We start from the raw sequence: 23,792 nt of genomic DNA, 5'->3' as shown, positions 1-23,792 counted from the left end.
CTTGTCTTCAAACGAAAAACACCTCCAATGAATTTGCATACTTAGTATGCGAATTCAGGAGGTGTTTTTTTCATGTACCACTATTCGGGTTCACTTCAAAGATAAGTGCTTTTTTCTTGATTATATTTTTTATTCAATATACAGCCAATAATACTTCATGTTGGTACACAAGGCATGATTAATTTCGGATCAATATTTATGATACAGTTCTCCCCTCTTTACTAACTAGTAAAGCGTCATCTTGACCATTATCACAATCAAACCAATAAGTTATTCCTTTTATTTCTTTACGATTAGGTTGAACCTCTATTTTCTTGATTATTGCTCGCAATAGAGACTTTTTTTGTTCATAAGTAGCATTTTCATATAGATTAGTGAAATTTTCAAGTGCCTTTATAACCATTTCTTTCGTAATAGGTATTTCCGAACTCTCAATCTTCCTATCTAATTTACTTTTTTCCCTTTCTAGTTCAACCATCTCTTCTCTTAAGGGCTCGGATAATTCCGTATATGTTTCTACTCGAATTTTCTCATCAAAATAATCCTTATTAAGTTTTTTTATAAATTGCTTCTTTCTTTTTAATTCTTCATTTATATAAGATAAATCATTTTTTATTCTTTTTATTCCATTTTCTTTTTTCTCTTGGATACGTTCAAACGTTTTATCAACAATTGAAGGTATTAAAATAATTTTATTAATACATTGCAATACCTTTTCCTCAATATCTTCCTTACGAATAAGATTAGATTTACAGGCCAACTTCCCCTTACTATGAAATGCTTGGCACATATAGTATAAATGATATCCTGATTTATCTCGTTTCTTAGTTTTACACATTACCATTCCTGCTCCACAAGATGGACAACGTAAAATACCAGATAGTACAAATTCCCCATTAAAATTACGATTTTTAGAAATACTTTTCTTGTGGGCATAATTCACACTTTGGACCCTTTTCCATAAATCCTCAGATACAATAGGTTCATGTTTACCTTTAACAAACTTATATTCGTCTGTTTTTCCTTTTCTTCTTTCTACGTTCCAATTCTTATGTCGCCCCCATCTACAGTATCCGATATATAGCGGATTCTCTAAAATTGTTTTAATTGTACCTATACTAAATAATCTCCCTCTCTTCGTTTTAAAACCTTGTTGATTTAAAATAACAGCAATGGATTTATACCCTTTTCCTTCAACTCTTAAATCAAATACCTTCCGTACAATCTCAGCTTCTTCTTTGTTAATTTTTAGCTCCTTGTTCTTAACATCATATCCAAGTACACGTCCTCCATTCCAATAACCTAACTCTGCTCGCTTAGACATACCAGATTTTACCCTTTGTACAATCATTGAACGCTCATATTCAGCAAATGTAGCCAATAATTGGATAAATGCAGTTCCTCCAGTCGTAGAACTATCTAAGTTATTATCGCTTACTAACACACAACATTTTCTTGGAGCAAGGACATCATCTATTAACTTAGTAACATCACTTACTCTTCTTGATATTCGGTCAACAGATTTAACTAATATTCCTGTAAATTTCTCTTGATAAAGGTCTTTAAATAAACGCTGTATTTCAGGTCGATTATAATCCTTTCCTGAATAGCCATCATCAACGTATATATCGTATACCTCATAACCTTTAGCGTTAGCATATTGTTTTAAACAATCTTCTTGTGCCCCTAGAGAGAATCCCTCATTCGCTTGCTCCTCGGTCGATACCCTAATATAAATAGCTACTTTACGCTTACTATGATTCATGTTCCTTCCCCCAATTAATTAGTAATGTCTTTTAGTTCTATATTTTCAATTACAATCAACCCTAATATTTCTATTAATTGATTCCATTTTGTCTCTTCCACACTTGGAATAATCATATTTCCTAACTCCTGCTGACTACGACTAAAGTTCATTTCTTCCTTTTTCAATTTCCTCACCCTTTTAATTCCTAAATAATAGGCTTATGCTTACCCTCTACATTTATATTTCCATAGCTATACATTCCTTGATAAAAAGATTTTCTATCCAGAATTCTTTTAACTTGTACTTTCGTAAACTTTTTCCCTTTTGCAGTAGTAAATCCTTCGGTATTTAATTGCTCAGCTAAATTCGATAGTGACCACTTAGGATAGAGTGCTCTTAAGGTAAATACACGCTTTACAGCTTCGGCTTCCTTAACATTAACCTCAATATACTTTTGACCTTTTCTAGCCTTATAACCATAAGCCACTCTTCCGCCTGCATACCCACCTTCCTGGGCTTTTTTATTACGTCCGCGTCCTAACTTAAGAGCGATTTCTAAACGTTGATATTGGTCCAATAACTCCATCAATCCATTAATTAAAAAGTCATTTGGATCTTTCTTATAAATACTGTAATTCGGTTGTTCAATACTTTTCACATCAACTTGATACTTATTAAACTCTCGATGTATCAACACTTTCACAATATCCGAGCGCCATAAACGATTTGTATTTAAAACCACTACATAATCTATATCCTTCGTCCGAAGTCTTGATAGCATATTTTGAAATCCTTCTCGTTCTACTTCAAGTGCTTCTTCATCTACTTTCGCTCCACTAATACCAAGGTCACTGTATATATCAATCAAATTCCAATCATTATCCTTACAAAGTTTTCTAATCTCATCTTGTTGATATAAAGCACTATAACCTTCTTTAGCTTGTCCTTGGGTTGATACCCTAACATAGCCAATCACATTCACAAAAAATCCCCCTAGCGTAACGATATTTAAAATTAACGTAACGTTTCGAATAAAATGTAAAATATTAACAATTAAAATCATATTAATTTTGCATTTCAATTCCAACCCTTTATTTAAAATTAATTTTTATCTCTTACTTTTAAATGATTACTCTGTTCAAAAGATACCTTTAAATACTTGTAGCTAGTGGGGATTAAACAATTATTTAAAATTAATATGTTTTAAAACTATTTTTTTAAGAACTTTTTTTCTTATAAATAGTTACTTTTACATCGCCTCGATACTCATTTTTATATCCTTTCTCATCTATAGCTTCCAAATTTATCAATTCGAGGCATTTTATAAATTCATCATAGTTACCAGTTCTAACCTTAGGTTTTTTAAAATTTTTACTAAATGTGTAAGCTTGTTTTCCATATCCTCTTTCATCCTTCTTAAACTTCTGCATATTATCCACTAAGTATTGAGATAGTTTAGATTGAGAATAAACAACATTTACATCGTATATCTTCGTTATATTTACCCCTCCATGTCCCCATATATTTTCAAATTCCTTATTGCGTAACATTTCAAGTGGAACCCTTGGAATGTTAACCAATACATGATAATGAATTGTTCCACGCTTTTGAAAAGAACGAACAGCTAAATATTTAAAATCTCCAAATTTGGAGCGCATACGTTTTATCCATCTTTCAAAATCTTTACATGCTTTCTCTACAGCTACATTTTCCTTATAAGTTAAAGTAATTAATTGATCCCTATAATTCTTAAAATTAAGATATAAAAGGTGGTGGAAATCGTCGATTTCCTTATTTTTCAATCCCCTTACTTTTGTTTCTTTTTTCTTTCCTTCACTCACGAAATTCAATTTATTTCGTTTCTTTAACGGCCTATTACAATGTTTATTTATCCCTGTTTTAACTTCCCTTTCATATTCAACTACCTTTAAAAACCTCCCCAACTCTACAAATTTGTAATTATAACCAGGCATATCCTGCTCCTCCTTTTTATTTCTTGTCTAAAGAAACAGAACAAGTACAAAACATTCTCCCGGTTTCACATGCTTTTTCTAAACTTTTTAAAAAAATGTGTCTAAAATGTGAAAAAACCGCCATTTTAATGGACGGTTTCTTATTTGAGTTATATAATTATATGTTTTGTAGTTAATAATCCTCTTCAACTTCTAAGATATTGGCTAAATTTGAACGAACTTCATTAATTTTCTCATCTAACATATTCCTATCCCCCGATTGTTTTAACAATCCTACGCTTGTAATTAGCCCCCTAAAATGAATTAATATCATCCTTTCCTTTTCGCTATAATCATTCGGATAATTTTCCATTGCACGCATATGATCAGCCACCCACTTAGTCACCTTTTTATCAGGAAATTCGTTATCCTCAATTGCTACATTTAGTTCGTGAAAACTATAAAGGGAACTTTTATAAAAATCTTCTTCTATTCCACTTGGTATATCAGCTGAACCACCTAAATTCGAGATAATAAAAAGACTTAAAATAATACCTAAAATCCAAAATATTTTCTTTTTCCAAATAGGTCTCTTTACTTCTTTATGTACTACTACATCCTCTTTCAAATTTCTCATCTTCCCTTCCTTAAATTAAACCACTTTAAATAAATTGAATTTTCTTTCTTTATATCTTATACTTCCTTACCTTCTTCTCTACTACGTAGAGGGAGACTTCGTCTCTTTAGTTATAAAAATATAATATTTCTCTTTTGGTATTAACGAGAGACCTATATATACTTATTAAATAAAAGGAATATAACGGTACGCAAAAGCGTACCACTTTAAAGAAAATTATATGGTATCTTTCTCCATAAAGTCAACCGATATAAGTTGGGCAGGGATAAAGATGACAAAAAAAGTTATAGTAAAAATACATGAATTAACTAAAGAAAAGGGAATCTCCTTAAGGGAATTATCACGATTAACAGATATCCGTCACGCAGCTTTAAGTGAATTAGCTAATCAAAAAAGGCAAAATATTAACTTTAAACATATAGAGAAGATTGCAGAAACTTTTAACATTAAAGATATTAGAGAAATTATTGATTTTGATAAAAACTAAAAAATATACTTATCTAATGTCTTTTTTCCATAATCATATAAACTTTTTATTCCCATTGCATATACTAACTATTAATTAGTTTTTTTGGGGGGATACCGAATGGATTTATCCAAAGGCTTTATCTGCATTACTAATCCTTCTTGGTGTTACACATTATCTTCAAATAATATGCAACTAGCTTGTATTTGGTTAAGGAGAACGACCTTTAAAGCTATAGAGCAACATCAACCTATTTTTTTTGTAGAAAAGAAAAGTAGATTCCTTCGTGGTTACGGTTATTTTGATAAATTTGAAGTTAATACAACCAGACAATGTTGGGAAAAATATGAAATGTTAAATGGTTCTAAAACATTTAATGAATTTTTAAATCAGTTAAATTTTCCTAATGAGGAAAAAGGGTGGGCTCAGCCTATTGGAAATATATTAATTAAAAAAATTAAATGGCTTAATAAAGAAATACCTATTCACCAAATAAACGTAAATTTTCCAAAACCTACTGTAACAGGTAAAACTATAAACCCTGAGGAAGTTAAAATACTTCTCTCCTATTTTAATGCTTAACTAATATGTTCAAACTATTGATAAACTTAAATTATCCTTGAATTTAATGGTATAAAAAATAAAAAGGTCATGATAAAATCATGACCTTTTTTATTTACCACTTTTTAATTCACTGTAAATGAGATTTCTATCTTTAGATAATAACAAATCTACTAATTCTCTATCTTCAATACATTTTAAATTAATTCCTAGTGGATCAAGAATTGCTTTCATGGCAGATGTATTCCGATCATGAATAGTGGGTGCAGTATAGATTCCATTAACAATTGCCTCAGAATGTTCTTCCGCAAATAATTTAATGTGGTCTGGTACTGAAGAACCTTCAGCACTAAATTGTGCAGATTTAGCCTTAATTGTTGTTAATTCTAATATAAAGAATTCATCATTAATAATAAAAATAATATCTGGGGTTCCTGTCTTCCCCCTGGCGCTGGTCTTGGAAGACCAAATTCCCCTACTTTACCATTCCAATACACATCATCTATTATTTTTTCTTCTCGTAGCTGCTCCAATAATTTATAAAATAAATATTCATAATAAGCTCCCCTAAGGTTTTTATTATTAGTTAAATCAGCTCCTATAATGTCTCCTATAATTCCTAGATAAGACAAATAATTCTTATCAAATGTTTTTGCCGCAGAGTGTTCATTGATGATTTGTCCTATTTCATCTATATTTTCATTATTAGTAATACTAAGGTTTGAATTAATATCAAATTCATATTCTCCACTTAAATAATCCGGCTTGATTGTAGCCTTTTCCAAAACAGTTCCATCCATCGGGCTTATAAAAATAATGTCATAATTCTCATTTATGAACATTGGAGAAACTAATGAGCAACCACTTTTTATTAAATCACCTTTTATCATTACCCCATTTTGTTCAATAATTATTATTAAATTGCTATTTCCTTTATTTTCAATCTCAATATCCCTTGGTGGTATTTTTCTATTAGGATTTCCAATGTAATCCACCCATAACTTTAAATTATTACCAAAATTATATACTTGTGAATTTTCATATTTACTACTTAAAACCTCTTTAACATAAACTTCTTGTTCATCTTTAATTTTAATTGCAGGTAATTTATTGGAATCAGAGCTTCCAGGGTTCGGTATCTGAATTTTAAATCTCTCAATAATCCCCGTACTATAACACAGGTTTTCAAAATAAGATGCTGAAGATGCCTTTACAAGAGTAATATTACCTATATGTGTTTCCTTAAAAAGTTTAATTTCAGTATCTCGTTCCATTAAATCTTGTTTCCTGTACTTTTTTATTTTCTCTATTGTAAGTGGAATTTCACTTTCATCCCTAATCGAAAATACAAAATACGCCAATTCCTCTCGATCAAGATAATTTAATTCAATTAATAACTTTAAAATAACCCTAAATGGAAAGACTAAAATATTTTCACAATCTTTTAATATTACCGGATTAGTGATTTGGAGTTTTTCAAATTGTTCAAGAAATACCGATGAAGTTTCAATTAAACCTCCACTTTTTTTACCTTCCCCTAAGGTTCCGATATTTTCAATGCTATCTTTATGAAAATTATATAAGTATCTACCAGCATCTGTGATTTTTACAGTATTAGGCGTTGTACTGCTATCTATGTATAAAAACCCTAAATACTGTGGAATTGAAGCAAGTAAAGTACGAATAGATTGATTTGAAGGGGATCTTTTTTCCCTTACTGCCCCACGTTTTCTTAAATCATTTCCAATATTATTTTGTTTTTGCTCATTCCAACGTGTTTGATCATAATTCCTATTTATAAGGGATTCTATTAAACAAATCGTTTGGTGAAGACTTCCTCTTTTTGGAACAAGCCATACCTCTTTACTTCTATTTTTTTGTACCATAATAGCCTCCTAAATTTCATTCATAACAAATTATACCATATTAATAAAAAAGTCTACTCAACTAACATTAAGTAGACTTTTTTAAAACAAATACAAAATCTTTATTTATTTTCCCACCCTTATTACCTCTAGGAATTCTTAAATAGTGATTTTTAATTATATAGCTAAAGTAAGTATCAATTTCAAATCCAATCACTCTCGCTATATCACAAATAATGCTCCAACTTTCAACATTAATTTTCCTTATACTGCTATTTCCAATAACAATACAATATTTACCACCTTCTGCTAACACATTATAAACCTCAATTAAGTTCTTATGCATATCCTCAAAAAACTTTTTAACAATAAGTGCCCTCTTTTGATCAATTTTTTCAATATCGTAATATACTTCCTTAAGTTGCTTACTTAGTTCTAAAATTGACAAATCTAATTCTGATTTTACTTTTTTAGTAGTTATATTTTCAGTACCTACATAAGATTTTTTCTTATCCTTAATTGTTTCTTCGGAGTCTAAGCCTAGCCATAAATTTTCTAATCTTAATGTCCTAGCATAGTCAAATGCATTTATATAAGGAGGCGACGTAATTGCTACGTCAATTTTTGAATTTGCCTTTATGTTTAAAGCATCCCCCTCTAATATTTCTACTTTTCCTACCTTATTACTTAGAGTGTAATTTAAAAATTCTTCCATATATGCTAAGTATTTATTCACAATATTAGGAAACACGATAAAGGGATCAGAAGGTACTTTTTCAATTTTACTTGATACATATGGCTTAGGAGACACATCATCAGCATTCGAACATTTCCTAATTGAACTTGCTAAACATACATTTAAAAAATCTATTATTGCTGAATTCTCCAATTCATTTATCTCATTTTTAATAAGACCTAGTTTTTGAACATTTTGCTCTGAAAACCAGTGATACAAGTTGTTTATTTGAGGAACTACAGGATTTTTATAATCCATATAAGATTCTTGATATTGTTTAATTATTCTTTCTAGCCAATCGATTATTTCATTGATTTCTTGTAACTTTAAAGGAGTCGTCTTAACCTTAATTAATAACTTAGCAAAATTATCTATTTCTGTTCCATAAGCATCATGTCCATTTATAATGGATTCTAATAATGTAGTTCCGCTACCACTAAATGGGTCTAAAATGCTTGCCTTTCCCTCCCCAAGGTACTTATTCATAAACCATCTTGGTATTTCCGGAATAAATTTACATGGATATTTGAAATAACCGTGTGTATATGAATTGGGATTTGGTTGTTTTATTGCATAAGTTTTTCCGTTTTCTATACACATTGGTAAGCTTTCAACTTCTATTACTACTTCATCTTCCATTTTCTCAATAGCTAATTCTTCTTTAAACATATAACACTTTCCCTTAAAAAGTTTTTTTGTTCCTTTGTAATATTATATTGTTGAGAGCTTGTGATTATATAACGTGCAACTTCAATTCTACTTACTTCAAAACCTATCTTTTCCGCAAAAATTGAGAACAATAAATCAGTTGGTACCACAATTCCTCCATAAGAAGAATTACTTACTACAATAGTACAAAAACCACCTGGTTCTAATGCTGAATAGCATTTTTCAATCACTCTAAACATATCATGGAAATACAATTTCAACATAATCGGTATCTTTTTATCCCACAGTTTCTTTTCTTTCAATTCACTTAATATATCTTCTAATAATGGAATTGTATAAACATTATCTATATCTTCTTTAAAATTAGCATTAAGATGTGACCTTAGTGAAGATTTTTTAAGAGTTCTCATTTCCTCATAGTTTGCTACAAAGCCCCCAAACCACAGCTCTAACTTATAAATTTCAGTATAGTCGAAGCAATTAGCATAAGGTGGAGAAAAAATAACACCTGTAACGCTACTATCTTCAATAAATTTATCCATATCAATACATGTATGATTTATAAGTTGTATATTTCGCGTACCCTTCTTTGTTTCAAGATCTGTATACATATTCGAATAAATATGATCCAGTTTATAGTAAACGTCCTCTTTATTTAGTACGATTGGATTCTTTAACTTTCTTTTTTTTAATCCATTACCAGCTTTTCTATAATTAGATAATTCTTCTATAGAAGATAACCAACCCAATTTCAATAAATTTACAACATTTGGATTTATACCTTCATTTTCAAGGTCAATTATATTTTTTTTAATCGACATAAGTTTATCCTGTACTTCTTTATTAAAAACCTTATCAGCAAAAGATAAATTTGGCATCGGAAATATTCCATTTTCTTCATTTAACACCTTTTCAAACAAGCTCTTAAAAAGCGTAATTTCTCCTAAAGTATAATTTTCTAATTTAACTTTGCTTAAAAAGTAAGAAAATGGATTAACCTCAAACCCTAGTCCTTTATATCCTAATTCATTAGCACCAATTAATGTGCTCCCGCTACCTGAAAATGGATCTAATATAGTTCCTGTTGATCTCTTAGCTTGTTCTTTAATTAATCTTTTAACAAGCTCAACTGAAAAACCCTCTTTATACCTATACCAACGTTGGTAAGGTCTTTTTAATTCATCTGAATAATTAACTTGACTTAAATATGTTGCATTTTCAATTTCCGGATAAAGCACATTAAAGCTTTTTTCAATACCATTATAATCTATCATTTAAAAACACCTCTTAGGAACATTTTAGTATACCTTTTTATTTTCGGGCATCAATTATACTTAACTTTTATAAAAATAAGCATAACGAAAATACGTTCCCTTTTCTACAATTTTATCTTAAGCTACTAATCCAAACAATTGTTAATAATTCCTATTCAAACTTTAATACAACATCTCCATAATTTTAAAAAATAGGTAGCAATCCTTTAATGAGTATCTAATAACAAATTTCAATCTCCCATTTCCGCTTTACTATCACTTGTGATACGGTTCTGCGCACTTTATTAGATGGTAAAACACTACTGGGTAAAAACCAGAAGGTTATTTCTTTTACATCTTTCCGATTCGCTTCCATTTGAACTTCTCTAATTAAAGACCTTATAAGTAACTTTTTTTCTTCATCATTTACTATCTTAAAGAGCTTATTAAAATTTCCAAGAGCATATATTACTTCTTCTTTGTTTATCGTAGAGTCATTTTTTATAATTTCACTCTCAGATTCTCTAACATTTCTTTTTAATTTATTAATATCTAACTGTAGTTCGTTCATTAATCGATTATAAGTACTACCTTCTATATTTCCCTCAAAGTAATCATTATCCAATTTTTTACGTTTGTCATATGCTTTGCCAAGTTGTTTTTTTAACATTTTTATATGTGCTATATGTGACTCATTAGTTTTATTATTATCACTATTCAATTCATCTATCAATGCATTTATAATATCATTTTCATTCACTAAAAGTGATATTATATTTAATACTTGTTGTTCAACTTGGTCTTTTCTTATTAAATTTGCGCTACATACACTTGATCCCTTATTGTGATAAGCTTGACACATATAATATAGATGGTAATCATCACTATTTCTCTTTTTTGTTTTACTCATAACAGTACCCGCCCCGCATTTGGGGCATTTTAGTATTCCAGTTAAAAGAAAGTTTCCATTAAAATTTCTATTAGAAGAGAATGAATTCTTTTGGAGCTCATTAACTTTTTGTACCCTTGTCCATAACCCCTCGTCTATAATAGCATCATGTATACCTTCTACAATTATAGGCTCTGACTTTCCTGTTCTCCTCCTTGTATTCCAGTCTTGATGTTTTTTCCATACCATCTTACCATTATATATATAATTATTAACAATTACTTTAATTGCTGGAATACTGAAGTTTTTACCTGTCTTAGTTTTAATCCCCTTGTCATTTAAGATATTAACTATAAATTTATACCCTTTCCCCTCTGCTCTAAGTTGAAATATTTCTCTAACAATTTCACTCTCATTCTCATTAATAATTAACTTTTTATCTACTGAATCATATCCTAAAATTAAGCCACCATTCCAGTAGCCTTTTTCGGCTCTCTTTTGCATTCCTGCTTTTACACGATCTATAATAGTTGCCCTTTCGTACCTTGCAAATGTACTAAGTAAGGATATAAACATATGTCCTGTCGGTGAAGATGAATCCATATCAATAGAAGTAATAATCAAATTCTTCTTCCTTGGTGTTAATTCAGTATCTATTAGTGACATAACATCAGTATTATTACGGGATAATCGATCAACCTTCCATACTAAAATCACATCAATTTTATCATCCTTTAAATCCCTTAATAACCTTTGAATTTCAGGTCTATTAAAATTCTTTCCTGAATATCCACCGTCATTATATACATCATATATTTCATAACCCTTTCTATCTGCAAATTCCTTTAGCATGCTTTCTTGTGCTTCTAATGAATGACCTTGTTTTTGCTCCTCTGTTGATACCCTTATATAAATTCCTGCCTTTACCTTCTTATTCATTTTTTTCCCTTCCCTTAATATTTAATCCTATCCTTCTTTTGTTAATTCCTTCATATACTTTCTAATAAGCTGTGCCATTACTTTAATTGCTTCATTCTTTTTTAACTCTGCTACATATTGATTATTTTCCATAAATCTACCACCCTTACTATATACCTTTAAAAAAACATATAAATTATTTATCTTCTAGTAGTATGTATAAGAAAAGTGGCTTATTTTTTAAGTTAGTTCATATTTTATTTGTTTCCATAATCATATCTATAATTTAATTTATATATATTATGATTTATGGTTTTTTATTAACTAGAAAGGTATCTATACTGATTTAAAAGTGGTTCAAACCTTTTTATGTATTTACGCTCTAATATTGTTGGATCACCTTGCGTATATTTTATTCCTATAAAAAGCACTTCATCAAAGTATCCTTCTAATTTTCGTTTACCCTTATATAAATGTGATGGCAATCTTGTTTTTAAATCCTTAGAACAGCCAACATATAATGGCTCAAATTGCTTATTAAATATCACATAGACTCCTGAACCATTGTCATTTTCAATGAACCACCTTTTTATAAATAACCTATTGAATTTAGGTGCTTCAATAAATTTATCAAAACTATCTATAAAGTCATGACCACTTAGACACTTTAGCTTCATATAAGCGTACCCCCTTAATATTTTCATGCCTTATTTCCTGTGTATATCCCCTCTTTTTTATAACCTCATTCACCGAGTTCCAAAGCTGAGAACTAACAATTCTAGGGAATACTCCCTTTTGTACAATGCCGTTTTTTTCGATTTTACCGTCATATATTTTAATTCCCTTATACACTTGATTTAAAAGTACGTTCTTAATACCTTGTGATGTCCATTTAGTACTTCTTTTAGGACTTATTCCCTCATTATTTAGTTTCTTTGCAATCTTATACATCGAATGCCCTTCTAAGTAATCTTGATAAATACGTTTTATAATCGATGCTTGTGTTTGATGTTTTATGACTCCCTCATCTACAATTTCATATCCATAAGGTAACTCCCCACCCGCAAACTTATTGTTTTTAGCTGTGCTAATACGTCCACCCTTTGTACGTTGGTAAATCAATTCTCTCTCAAATTCGGCAAAGCTACCAATCATTTGTAAAAACATCATGCCTTGTGGTGAACTTGTATCAAACATCTCTGTAACACTAATAAAGGATATATCCAAAGGTTTCAGCTCATCTTGTATCATGACAAGCAAGTTCTTTAACATACGATGAATTCTATCTGACTTCAGTACCAAAATTGCTTTTATATTTTCAGTGGTTCTTTTTACATATTCAATCATTTCATTGTAACCTACACGCTTTTCAGTTTGTTTACCACTTAAACCTTCATCTCTGAATATCTTTATTAGTTCCCATCCTTGAGCCTTGCAATATGCTTGTATTCGTTCCTCTTGCTCAACAATTGATGTGTTTTCAATTTGTGATTCCGAACTTACTCGTACATATCCAACTACTTTCATATATAACCTCCTAAAAAATTCCATTTATTTGTAATTTAGTGTACGATTTAATATAAAGAATTACAATACTTTATACAAAATAAATAGTTAAACCATTGAACTATAGGCTTTTCGTTAAAGTTTTCATTATTAGAAACCCAATTTCTTTATACATTCCTTTAAATCTAGTTATAAAAAAAGAGCCATAATGGCTCATTCAAATTTATAATTAGGCGGTAATTCAAGATCTCTTCTAAGTTTCTCAAACCACCTTTTTCTGTCCTCTTCATCTGGTCTTATATAATCCTCTACACAAGAAAGATAATAACTCATTTCTTCATTCACAATATTTCTAATTAATTTCTGTTCTTCCTCTAGATGCCTTTTTACCTTTTTTTCAAATCCACGAAATAGAAATTTCTGCTTTGCTGATACATTCCATGGTTTCAATACTTGATTAGAATATGGTGGAAGCCACACGTCCTCTAGTGCTTTTTGAAAAACATAAGGGTCAAAATAAGGTTTTTCTTTTTTCATTCTGTTATCTCTCCTTTTAGCTTTTACATAGCAAGTAATAAATTATAAAAATTCTTTAGTAAGCCTACCCCCATTTTCAAAATGATTACATTTCTCCTTCAGTAAGGTTCATATACTCAACTACACATTTCAACTCATAAAGAAGATGATTTCTTTGTTTTTTATTCATTTCCCCTAAACACTTAAAGGTATTTTTAGTAATTACATATGTATTAAGTTTTAATTTAGACAATCCTTTTAGGTCTTCACCACTCTTCTCTAAAAATCTTTTTAACTTCTTATCGCCTTCAATTTGTTGAATATCAATTACATTAAGTTTCATTTAATTATTCTCCTCTCTTTTTAACTACATAAGTACCTATAGTATTGAATCTCATTTTTTTAAGTAAAATTGAAAATTTTTATAAAAAAAGAAAAAACACGACTGCCTAGACGTGTTTTAAAGAATGACGTTTATATTCACCTTGCATCGTGTTTTAAAAACAAAGCAATGGTTTTACACTTGAACAATTTAAAACGTTCATACAAACTAAGTAAATAACCTCATAAGCCCTCCAATTGTTTCCGGCATTGTTCACGTAAATCATTAAGTATCTCGAATATTTTTTCTAATAAACCATCTTCTTCATATAGCTTAGCTTTCATTAATTCCCTCATTAGTTTCGTAAACCTATCATTTTTATCATAGTGTAATTTTAAAAAAAAGATGGCCCCAAAGGCTTAAAAAGAGAGAGATAAATGACTATAATGCATCAATATAAAAGTCTCAATTCTTAAAGGAGAAACTTATTATGATGACATACTTACCAGTAATAACACTTATTTTTATGCTAACAAATTATTTATTTCCGAATTTATTTCCTAAAATAGGTAAATACCTCTTAAAAAATACAATAGCTACTAGCCTTGGTGCAATTAATATAGCCTTAATTGTATTCATTGCGTACAAGCTATTATAAGTTAGTTAAAAATCACAAAGGAAAGGCATATTAAAATTAATATGCCTTTCTTTCTCAATCATCAATCTAATTCAAACCACATAAGCTAACTAGAAATTTGCACAATATCCTACTTTATAGTCGTTTTCCCTCTAATAAAATCATATAATTACAATATACTTAAATTACATTAACATAAAAAGAAATTCATTATGCTATTCCAAGTATAGTTGAACAAGGCCCTGTTATTAACTTTTCCCAAGTCCTCCTTGCTAACTCGTCGAAGTCCACTCGATACTGGTTGGCAAGGTTCTTTTTTATCCCTCTTCTCACATATTGTGTATATGCCTCTTTTCCATCTCGCAAATTTATTATTCTCTCCACTTGTTTTCTTTTTAAAGCTTCCCAGTCCGTTACCACTGCCGCAAAATAACTTTCATTCTGTTTCGGTGGGTATTCTACTATATCATTCAACAATACTTTCTCACTGACCTTATACACAATCTCTACCCTACTTAAATCATGTTTTATATAAATACCTTGATTCTGCTCTAATTCCAATCTCTTATCATAAATTCGACAGTATGCATTTTGCTTTCGTTGTTCGGGTTTACCAAAATAGCGGGTTGTCTCATAGTGACTCATTTTCCTACGCACATCTGTTGGTATTACAACTACCTCTTCCATTCCTATTGGTATATCATACGCTACGTCACAACTTACAAATTCTATTCGACTTGCTTTCTCTACTATCATTCCTAATATTTCTTGAAATTGTGCATAATGATCTGGTCTTGTTTCTATCCTTAAGGTGTGTAAATATCCATCCGTTTCCCTAAGGTTTTTATAATACAAGTACATATATGCGCCATTATATTTCCTTATGTATATTTCATGTCCGTATGAACTTGTGTATGTCTTTTTTCTTACTTTATATTTCTGCGCTACAATCATATACAAATGTAAAAATACTGAATGTGGAATATCTTTATACTCCGTAACAAACTTATCGATTGTTACTTCTACCCCTAGCATATAATCACCCTTTTTATCATTTTTGAATTCTTTATTATAAAAACTTAATACTTATTGCACTTATGAATTATATTGCTTTCAAAAACATTAACTTCAAAATACAAAAAAGCACCTATTGCCTGTATGGACAATCAAGTGCTTTAAGTGAATAATTTTTTTAAGTTTGTAATTGACTTTAAGTTTTTATAAATATATATCCTACACCAATAGTATGACATCATTCACGTCCTCTGACAAATATAAGTTTTAGGACAACAAACTTACTTAATTTCGTAAGTTTTCTCTTTTTCATATTTGTATTTAATACCTAACAAACTGCATCTCAATATGTTTTTTCCTTTGCTCTGCCTACCTTATCATTTGTAACATTACTCATGATGGTATAACCATCATGAAGTCTCTATTCAAAAACCCTTTATTTTTTTCTATTCTATACTTATTTCATAGTCCTAATTTTTCACATACATCTATACGTTATTACCTAATACCTTAGATTTTTAAATCATATTTAATACCGCTTTTTCAAAACGATATTTTTCCATTCTCAATAAATTCTTACCCGACATATTTATTCCCCACTCTGGATCAGACTGCAATCCCTCCTCCTTATAATCATAACTTTTAAAAATAGTATTAGGGTTCTCCCATTCTATTGATGGTATAAGATAAAAGTCAGGGTCTTTATTTTCTTTAATTAGGACATACAAAGCAAATAAATTATCCCTTAATGGGGTTACCTTTTTAGGAAAATATATATACCCTCCCCCTATACGTGTTCTTACTTTAATATCATAATAACCATTATTTCTCTTCACTCTAAACCCTAAAGTTTTATTATTGAACTCAGTATTAAAAACCTCAAAACCATACTGCCTAAATTTTAATTTCGCAAGACCTTCCCCGTAATATCCTTTTTGCACCGTGTTCATTTCTTTCAGATCACATTTTTGCAAATTATTGGCCCCCTAAAAATATATATTGAATATATATTTTTTACGTTTAATGCACTAGGACCTTCCTTCAACAACAATTTTATTTTAGCTTTTATTATCCACCGATTACCAGTTATTTCCCCTTCATGTTTATACTTAAGTAAATTTAACACTTATTGTACTTATAAATTATATGTAATCTTAGCAATATTGACCAATTTAGTACAAAAAATCCTTCATAGGCTATAATAATCTTATAAAGTATTCTAAGTATTTTTTTAAAATCATCATGACTTAAATGCATATTAAAAAATATAAGCTTTAACCCAACGAGCTGGTTCGATCTCATAATTTTTTTCCTGTTATATATATTTGTCCTCATTCTTTGTTAAAGTCGAAATTTAACCTATTCTCGTGCTTTATCCTATTATTCCTTATAACCCGCAGTCCATGATGGTACAACCATCATGAAGTCCAAATTTGCAAATCACCTTCATCTGTTTTTGTCCTATCCTTATAAAAGCACCCTTTTTCTATCCTACTAGTAAACTTATTTATGCATACATCTGGTAATCATCATCTACTTTCCTATTTTTATGAATTTTCAGTCTTTTTTAAAAAATGACTTATATTAAATCCAATCTTTATTTTTCACTTGAATTTCTTTTATTTAGAATGGATAAGTGACTTTTTCCTTCGTCACTCAAAAATTTGTAAAAGCCCACCAAAGTTAAAAAGATTAACAAAAAGGCTAAAACTAATTAAACTTTCCATCTAGGAAAGCCCATGAAAATTATACTATCATGGGCTTTCAATTCTTATACCGTTTGTTAGTTACTCCCCAGGTCAGAAATCAGAATTACATCCAATTAAATTGATATTCTTCTTTCCTTCATAATGTTCTGAGTAGCCCATTTTATACTCTCTTCCTCATTTCTACTTAGAGTATGCTGAGCCGTATAATCATTGCAATCAATACCAATTGATATAGCTTCTAAAATAAAGTCGAATTTACCAGGATATAATTGACCATTAATTCCTTCCTGAAAAGCCTCCCTTAACAAGGTTGGCTGCTCCTGCAAAGCACGTATAGCAGTTCTTTTAACCCAAGGATGTGGATCACTTATACCCCATTTTAAGCAGTCATAATATTTTGAATCTGGGTATATTGTTACATATTGGAATATTGCCATTCTCATCTCTACTAACGGTAAATTTGAAGCTAATTCTAACTCAGTATGTACTTCTCCATCACGAGCATAATAGAAAAAATTACGTAATTTTAAATCTAATTGATCTCTCCAGTTACCATATAAGGAAGAGAATAACCATTTCTGTTTTGCAGATTTTGTCTCGCCCCTTTTCTTAAGTTCATACAGGAAAGGTATTAGTTTACTATTTCTAATTGGCCCTAATAGCTCTTCATCTTCTATATGCCCACTTTCAAAGTACATATGAATAAATAATGGTGTAAGCAGTGATTTATCTACTGTTTCTTTAATCTTTTCTAAAAGACTATGCCTATCTATCTTTCCTGAGTATCTTATCCATATATCAAGCACACCCCACGGTGTATTTGAAAGCGAGGAAGATAAAACACTATCTATATCCAAATCCCCATAATCTGATAAGTATAGATTAGCAAGCCATATTGCATCAATTTGAGTATCACTTAAAAGAATACTTTTTACTTCATCCCTAATTGATTCGTGATCGAGACTTCTACGTGCACCTATAAGACCAATACATTGGGCCATCCAGTCCCTTGAACGTAATAAATTCAAAATAATAGATTCTTTCATTTTGAAATTCTTGAATTCACTAATTACGGAACCAATTGCCCTCCTCACTAGCCAATGAGGTTCACTTATCTCTTCTGCAAAGTAACTATTTAACACCTCAAATTTTGTTATCTCAGGTAAGTCCATTAAATAATACCAGTGCATTTCCCTAGTAGTAGTATCCACTTCTTTAATTCTCATTAAAAACCTTTTTTTAAAATCCTCATTATCCTCAATAAGCATAGTGGGATTAACTAATATATTATCAGGTGAACCATTTGAAATATTTACATAGCACTTATTTCCAGTTTTTCGTATTTCTTCTGCCAAAATACGCAACGAAATCAATCTACCTGATTCATTTAGACCATTAAGAATATTACACAAAGATCTAGTGAATATACTTCCTTCTGCATCAAACGTAGCTCTATTAAATGGACTACTTGAAGCCAATACAGAAATTTTGTCATTGCTAAATATATTTGTACTATTAGCAATGCTTAGACCCGCACCTGAATAACAACAATCGAGTATTAAAATAGTTTGAAATTTCGCTTGACGTAAGTCTTGCTTTAATTGTAATAAATTATATCTTCCTTCTTCCCCATCATCAGCATCACTAAATAATAAGACCAATTCATCTCTATCTAATAAATCACCGTGTCCACTAAAATAGATGATTAAATTGTCTGATTCATCTAAATTTCTTTTTAGCATTTTTACTACAGACGAAAACTCTTTAAGGTTTGGTCCTGTTAAACAAATACTCTGGCTGTCTGAGAAATCTGTATCTAAAATATTTTTTAGAGTTTCATATATTAAATTAGCATCATCATAGGCACAAGGAATTTCCCCAATTGACTCTTCTCTACACTTTTTAATCCCAACTGATATTAAATAGTTCATTTCTCCTAACCTGCAATTCTATTTTTTTTCAATTTCCTCAAGTGAGTATTCTTTACCTTCAATTTTAATTGTAATATTAACATTATAATCTTCACGCTGTTTATCCATTTTAAGGATTGACTTTAGATAATCATAAATTAAGTTAGTTGCTAAACCTACAACAATGGCCGTTATTATTTCACCTTTTGCATTTTCTTGAATTTTTTTTTGCACTTCAATTGAACTCGTCTCGCTACGTAAGGCCTGTTCTAATCCTTTTAGTAAATCTGATACAAATTCATTTTCTTGGACATTTTCAATTAATACTTTTTCAACGTTTGTCATGTTATATTCCTTCTTTCTTCATTGGTAGCCATACACCATATTCTTCTACATATTCCTTAATCTTATTGATATTTTTAGGAATAAATTCAAAACCAAATCGATCTTCACTATTTTCAGTGTGCTGTTTTAACTTTCCATTAGGATATAAGACCCAATATTTAGAATAGTTGTGATTATATCTTAACGTAATATTCGTATTATAAGAAGACCTTTCCATAATTTTCTCTTGAATATTCCGTACTACCCCCTCATATTCCTTATCACTTGTTGCATATTCATCATATTTTTCTTTTTTATTTGCTGGATGTGGCTGGATTAGACACCACTCTTTTGGTTGGATTAACTCTATTAACTCTATAAACTGCTCTACAATCTCTTCATCAAGAAATAATTTAGTTATCACAGTGTTTATTCTTATATTTTCATATTGCTTTTTCTTTAAATCCCCTATTAAATTATTTAATTGCTCGAATGTTCCTACCTTTCTTCTTAAAGCATCATGTTGTTCGGCAGTTGGGGCATCTATAGATATTAATATCCAACTAAATATCTCTGCATTATTAATTAACCACTCTTTAACATCTTTTTTCCCTACACCACTTGTTGTCAGTGTCATTTGGATACCTAATTTAGAAAGTGCATTACAAATTACATCTAAATGTGAATAAGTTAGCGGGTCACCGCCTGCAATATCTATTTTTTGAACCCCAAGTTTCTTAAATACTTCCATAGAATCATCAATCTTATCCAGTTCCGTCTCTCTACCAGTTTTTGTTGCAAAACAATAAGGACAGGATAAAAAACACCTGTCCGTAATATGCCATATAATTTGTGGTAAAATTGATACTTCATCACTACTTGAACTATAAAACTCGTTTAAATCTGAATCGTACTTAATACTCCCCATCTTCTATCACCTTCATCACAATTTGATTGATTTCTTCTGGTGTTTTCATCTTGTTGTTTTCGTCCAAACAATTAATAATAACAATGTTATTATATTTTTTCGCTAAATCTTGATAAATTCCCCTTGCATTACTCATTATATCAGCAGATTCTTCATATACATCCGCTTTTTCTCCTACATAATCCCGAAACCCTTTATTTGATACATTTTTTTTAGAAGTTTCTGTATTAAGATCGAAAACTATGTATAAATCTGGGGCAGGTAATCCTAATTGGGAATGCTCTAACTCAAATATCCATTGTATAAATTCTTCTCTTAATTCTGGTTTTACCCTAGAGCTTTGGTATACAGCACTTGAAAGTGTAAATCGATTCAATAATAAATAATCACAATTAATATAATTAGAGTTTTCAAATTCTTTCCATCTATCCAAAGCATACCATAAAGACATTGATTTAGGATCTACATTGTTTGCATTAACCTCTTCGTTTCCAGATAAAAATTGTCCAATATTTTTCCCAAAAAAGCTATCGTACACAGGGAAGGATTTAATTATTACATTTTTATCCTTTTCCTTAAGCTGTTTCTCTAGCAAAGACATTTGAACTGTTTTTCCACTACCATCAATACCTTCAACTGCAATTATCTTTGTTTCTTTTGGACTAGGGAACAAAACTTTTGTATGAGAATTAAAAAGTTTTACTAATTTTTCATGAGATATGTTTAAAGCCTGTGCTGCTGCTTCAAATCGCTTCGCTCTCATATCTCGAGGTAAATAATCTATATCTGATTTATCATAGCACCATGAAAGAATATGAAATGCATCTTTTATTCTTTTATCTGACTTATTATAAGGATTTCCATCATACCATTTTAATAATTTATTTATTAATTTCTCAGGTAAATCCTCAGTATTTAAAAAGAAATCTTCCCTATACTGAAACTTTTCAATAATATTTAATAATGAACTCATTTTTGTACCACCTTTTTGAACTTTGTATAACTTTATACAATTCTTTTATCTTATCCTCATTATAAGGTAAAAGATTGACTAATAATAATAAAATATATATACAGCATAACTCTTTCATTGCAATTTTAAACAGGGATAATCCATAACTGTAACAAAAAAACATTTCGTTTATCTGTCAAAAATCTATCTTAATTCTCTATGGTTTCACTTGTTTTCTTATTTGTTCTAAAAATTCCACTTTCATGTTTACCATCACTTGTGATACGGTTCCCCACGATTAATCCGAAACGCTCTATACACTTGTTCAAGCAATACTAATCGCATTAATTGGTGTGGTAATGTCATCTTTGAAAAAGAAAGTGATTCGTTTGAACGCTTCATCACTTCTGAACTTAGTCCGAGTGATCCACCAATTACAAATGCGACTTTACTCTTTCCGTATGTAGCAAGGCGATCTAGACTTACCGCAAATTCTTCTGATGACTTTTGCTTTCCTTCTATAGCTAATGCAATCACATGCGTGTCATCAGAAATTTTATCCAGTATACGTATACCTTCTTTTTCCTTTACAATTAACATTTCTGCTTCACTTAAATTTTCTGGCGCCTTTTCATCGGGCAATTCAATTACTTCTACTTTTGCGTATGCTGATAATCGTTTTAAGTATTCTGCTATACCTTGTTTCAAATATTTTTCTTTTAATTTCCCAATTGAAATAATCGAGATATTCACACGTATCATCCACCTTACAAACATGTTATCCACAAAACTTATCCACATATCCACAAACACTACCCACATATTGTGTGAGAATCTGTGTTCGATACAACATATGTCGCCTCATTTTGACAAAATTCACATGTTTTTTTCTCTTTTTCTGAGTTATCCACATTGTTGATAACCGGCGCAACTTCACACTCATCCACAATAATATCTAACGCTAATTCAACATGTTCTAAACAACAAGGTAAATTCATTTTCTTCACCTCACTTTTCTACAATAGAAAACAGGAGGTAGGCCCTCCTGTTTTTAATACTTTTGAATGCCTAATTTCACTGTTGTTGTTACTCTTTTTGTACCACGATAAAACGTAAGAGTCATTTTATCATTAATTTCCTTATCATATAAGGCCGTGCGGAATCCAATAATATCGCGAATCGGTTTTCCATCTACTGCCACAATAACATCATGTTCTCTTAAACCAGCATCTGCGCCTGGCGAAGGACTTTTCACATCCAAAATACAAACTCCTTCTGTTACAGTACCTGGTAAATGTAATGTTTTTGACCAATAATAGTTTGGAATTTCATTTAATGACCTAAGTTCAATCCCAACATACGGCCTTCTTACTTTTCCATACTTCTCAAGTTCATTCATAATCGGAACAGCCCTAGTCACCGGAATAGCAAGTCCGATTCCTTCTACTTCTTTTGCAGCAATTTTCATTGAATTAATACCAATTAATTGTCCTGCTGCATTTACAAGCGCACCGCCACTATTCCCCGGATTAATCGCCGCATCCGTTTGTAACACTTCTACTTGCCAATCATAGTGTCCATCTTGATCTAAATCTACAGGGACAATACGTTCATTAGCTGAAATAATACCTTGTGTAACAGTTCCAGAGAATTGCAGTCCGAGTGGATTTCCAATCGCAATGACTGGCTCTCCTCTGCGAACAGTATTAGAATCGCCGATTTCAATTATTTTTTTCACATGCTTTGCATCTATTTCTAATACAGCTAAATCTGTGACTACATCGGTTCCTAATACTTTTCCAGGAACCTTCTTACCGTCACTTAAACTTACTTCAATACGATTCGCTCCAGCTACAACATGATTATTCGTTACAATATAAGCTTGACCATTTGTCTTTTTATAAATTACTCCTGATCCTGTACCAGCCTCTGAATCTGCCTCTGAAAAGTTATCTCGTTGAATGTTAATAACGCCCACAACAGCTTCAGATGCACGGTCAACAGCATCTACAAAGCTAATCTGTTTAATTCCTTGAGCTTCGGCCATATTACTTCCGCTTGCTTCAGCTTGCGGAAGCGTATCAGCAGAATTTGAAAATAAAGGAGCTCCAAACGCAAATAAAGAAGCTCCTACAATTGTTCCCGCTATACTAGAAAGAACTATACCTTTATGCTTCTTTTTCCCTGCACGTTTCATACGATAATTTTCTTCATCAATAAAGGACATATTTGTTCACCCATCTTCCTGAAAACAACTATATTCACCTTTATTGTTTACTAA

At 30.5% G+C, this 23,792-nt stretch carries 25 protein-coding genes; 3 read left to right on the top strand and 22 right to left on the bottom strand.

What is annotated here, in order from left to right; genetic code table 11:
- Positions 1 to 196: 196 nt before the first annotated feature.
- The 5 genes from ASE54_RS20770 to ASE54_RS20755 all read right to left on the bottom strand — a co-directional run bounded on the left by ASE54_RS20770 (position 197) and on the right by ASE54_RS20755 (position 4,336).
- Positions 197 to 1,765 carry a recombinase family protein gene (locus tag ASE54_RS20770; RefSeq protein ID WP_001016639.1) on the bottom strand — a complete coding sequence of 523 codons (1,569 nt, stop codon included), beginning with the start codon at positions 1,763 to 1,765 and terminating at the stop codon, positions 197 to 199.
- A gap of 14 nt (positions 1,766 to 1,779) precedes the next feature.
- Positions 1,780 to 1,941 (bottom strand): hypothetical protein, encoded by a 162-nt coding sequence (locus tag ASE54_RS36445; RefSeq protein WP_002073734.1) that lies wholly within the window; start codon positions 1,939 to 1,941, stop codon positions 1,780 to 1,782.
- Positions 1,942 to 1,952: 11 nt separating this feature from the next.
- Positions 1,953 to 2,729: a recombinase family protein gene (locus ASE54_RS20765; RefSeq protein WP_001100731.1), complete on the bottom strand. Its 777-nt coding sequence runs from the start codon at positions 2,727 to 2,729 to the stop codon at positions 1,953 to 1,955.
- A 235-nt stretch (positions 2,730 to 2,964) separates the two neighbouring features.
- A complete protein-coding gene (locus ASE54_RS20760) occupies positions 2,965 to 3,720 on the bottom strand; it encodes a hypothetical protein (RefSeq protein ID WP_001119713.1) in 756 nt (251 codons plus the stop codon).
- A gap of 172 nt (positions 3,721 to 3,892) precedes the next feature.
- Entirely contained in the window at positions 3,893 to 4,336 is a 444-nt protein-coding gene (locus ASE54_RS20755) for a hypothetical protein (RefSeq protein WP_001245108.1), read from the bottom strand.
- Between the two features lie 271 nt (positions 4,337 to 4,607).
- Between ASE54_RS20755 and ASE54_RS20750 the strand changes: the two genes are divergently transcribed.
- Positions 4,608 to 4,823: a helix-turn-helix transcriptional regulator gene (locus ASE54_RS20750; RefSeq protein WP_000163335.1), complete on the top strand. Its 216-nt coding sequence runs from the start codon at positions 4,608 to 4,610 to the stop codon at positions 4,821 to 4,823.
- A 99-nt stretch (positions 4,824 to 4,922) separates the two neighbouring features.
- On the top strand, positions 4,923 to 5,384 hold the full coding sequence (locus ASE54_RS20745; RefSeq protein ID WP_000365980.1) for a hypothetical protein: 462 nt from the start codon (positions 4,923 to 4,925) through the stop codon (positions 5,382 to 5,384).
- Between the two features lie 365 nt (positions 5,385 to 5,749).
- Here the strand turns inward: ASE54_RS20745 and ASE54_RS20740 are convergent, their stop codons facing one another.
- From ASE54_RS20740 to ASE54_RS20705, 8 genes are all read right to left on the bottom strand, one after another.
- The gene (locus ASE54_RS20740; protein ID WP_000250264.1) at positions 5,750 to 7,249 is read right to left on the bottom strand and encodes an AlwI family type II restriction endonuclease; all 1,500 of its coding nucleotides are present in this window, start codon (positions 7,247 to 7,249) and stop codon (positions 5,750 to 5,752) included.
- Between the two features lie 67 nt (positions 7,250 to 7,316).
- Positions 7,317 to 8,633, bottom strand: a complete 1,317-nt coding sequence (locus ASE54_RS20735; protein ID WP_000471796.1) for a modification methylase — start codon at positions 8,631 to 8,633, stop codon at positions 7,317 to 7,319.
- The gene (locus ASE54_RS20730) at positions 8,615 to 9,907 is read right to left on the bottom strand and encodes a DNA methyltransferase (protein ID WP_000568379.1); all 1,293 of its coding nucleotides are present in this window, start codon (positions 9,905 to 9,907) and stop codon (positions 8,615 to 8,617) included. The genes ASE54_RS20735 and ASE54_RS20730 overlap by 19 nt, the downstream gene beginning before the upstream one ends.
- A 217-nt stretch (positions 9,908 to 10,124) precedes the next feature.
- Complete coding sequence (locus ASE54_RS20725) at positions 10,125 to 11,714, bottom strand: recombinase family protein (RefSeq protein WP_001036909.1); 1,590 nt, start codon at positions 11,712 to 11,714, stop codon at positions 10,125 to 10,127.
- Between the two features lie 299 nt (positions 11,715 to 12,013).
- On the bottom strand, positions 12,014 to 12,370 hold the full coding sequence (locus ASE54_RS20720; RefSeq protein ID WP_000767941.1) for a GIY-YIG nuclease family protein: 357 nt from the start codon (positions 12,368 to 12,370) through the stop codon (positions 12,014 to 12,016).
- Positions 12,342 to 13,220, bottom strand: a complete 879-nt coding sequence (locus ASE54_RS20715) for a recombinase family protein (RefSeq protein ID WP_014895371.1) — start codon at positions 13,218 to 13,220, stop codon at positions 12,342 to 12,344. Before ASE54_RS20715 ends, ASE54_RS20720 begins: the two co-directional genes overlap by 29 nt.
- Positions 13,221 to 13,412: 192 nt before the next feature.
- Complete coding sequence (locus ASE54_RS20710) at positions 13,413 to 13,736, bottom strand: hypothetical protein (protein WP_000711792.1); 324 nt, start codon at positions 13,734 to 13,736, stop codon at positions 13,413 to 13,415.
- 85 nt (positions 13,737 to 13,821) lie between these two features.
- Positions 13,822 to 14,058: a hypothetical protein gene (locus ASE54_RS20705; protein ID WP_000775179.1), complete on the bottom strand. Its 237-nt coding sequence runs from the start codon at positions 14,056 to 14,058 to the stop codon at positions 13,822 to 13,824.
- A gap of 469 nt (positions 14,059 to 14,527) precedes the next feature.
- Between ASE54_RS20705 and ASE54_RS35895 the strand changes: the two genes are divergently transcribed.
- Positions 14,528 to 14,695, top strand: coding sequence for a hypothetical protein (locus tag ASE54_RS35895; protein WP_153587238.1), 168 nt, complete (start codon positions 14,528 to 14,530; stop codon positions 14,693 to 14,695).
- 189 nt (positions 14,696 to 14,884) lie between these two features.
- Here ASE54_RS35895 and ASE54_RS20700 read toward each other — a convergent pair whose 3' ends face one another.
- The 9 genes from ASE54_RS20700 to ASE54_RS20660 all read right to left on the bottom strand — a co-directional run bounded on the left by ASE54_RS20700 (position 14,885) and on the right by ASE54_RS20660 (position 23,738).
- Entirely contained in the window at positions 14,885 to 15,709 is an 825-nt protein-coding gene (locus ASE54_RS20700; protein WP_000901846.1) for a hypothetical protein, read from the bottom strand.
- A 497-nt stretch (positions 15,710 to 16,206) separates the two neighbouring features.
- Positions 16,207 to 16,662 (bottom strand): hypothetical protein, encoded by a 456-nt coding sequence (locus ASE54_RS20695; protein ID WP_001168002.1) that lies wholly within the window; start codon positions 16,660 to 16,662, stop codon positions 16,207 to 16,209.
- 848 nt (positions 16,663 to 17,510) lie between these two features.
- Positions 17,511 to 19,328 carry a caspase family protein gene (locus ASE54_RS20690; protein WP_001108412.1) on the bottom strand — a complete coding sequence of 606 codons (1,818 nt, stop codon included), beginning with the start codon at positions 19,326 to 19,328 and terminating at the stop codon, positions 17,511 to 17,513.
- Positions 19,329 to 19,346: 18 nt separating this feature from the next.
- Positions 19,347 to 19,652 (bottom strand): hypothetical protein, encoded by a 306-nt coding sequence (locus ASE54_RS20685; protein ID WP_000185982.1) that lies wholly within the window; start codon positions 19,650 to 19,652, stop codon positions 19,347 to 19,349.
- 1 nt (position 19,653) lies between these two features.
- Entirely contained in the window at positions 19,654 to 20,559 is a 906-nt protein-coding gene (locus ASE54_RS20680; RefSeq protein WP_000534848.1) for a radical SAM protein, read from the bottom strand.
- Positions 20,546 to 21,532, bottom strand: a complete 987-nt coding sequence (locus ASE54_RS20675) for a thymidylate kinase (protein WP_000096686.1) — start codon at positions 21,530 to 21,532, stop codon at positions 20,546 to 20,548. The genes ASE54_RS20680 and ASE54_RS20675 overlap by 14 nt, the downstream gene beginning before the upstream one ends.
- Positions 21,533 to 21,784: 252 nt before the next feature.
- Positions 21,785 to 22,264 carry a 23S rRNA (pseudouridine(1915)-N(3))-methyltransferase RlmH gene (rlmH, locus tag ASE54_RS20670; RefSeq protein WP_001027003.1) on the bottom strand — a complete coding sequence of 160 codons (480 nt, stop codon included), beginning with the start codon at positions 22,262 to 22,264 and terminating at the stop codon, positions 21,785 to 21,787.
- Positions 22,265 to 22,323: 59 nt separating this feature from the next.
- Positions 22,324 to 22,509, bottom strand: coding sequence for a CxxH/CxxC protein (locus tag ASE54_RS20665; protein WP_001052827.1), 186 nt, complete (start codon positions 22,507 to 22,509; stop codon positions 22,324 to 22,326).
- A 53-nt stretch (positions 22,510 to 22,562) separates the two neighbouring features.
- The gene (locus ASE54_RS20660; protein ID WP_000008032.1) at positions 22,563 to 23,738 is read right to left on the bottom strand and encodes a S1C family serine protease; all 1,176 of its coding nucleotides are present in this window, start codon (positions 23,736 to 23,738) and stop codon (positions 22,563 to 22,565) included.
- Positions 23,739 to 23,792 lie beyond the last annotated feature (54 nt).

This window comes from Bacillus sp. Root131 (assembly GCF_001429475.1).
In the GTDB taxonomy this organism is placed as follows: domain Bacteria; phylum Bacillota; class Bacilli; order Bacillales; family Bacillaceae_G; genus Bacillus_A; species Bacillus_A thuringiensis_S.
The sequence above is the reverse complement of the archived record's forward strand: the minus strand, read 5'-3'. Positions and strand labels throughout refer to the sequence as shown.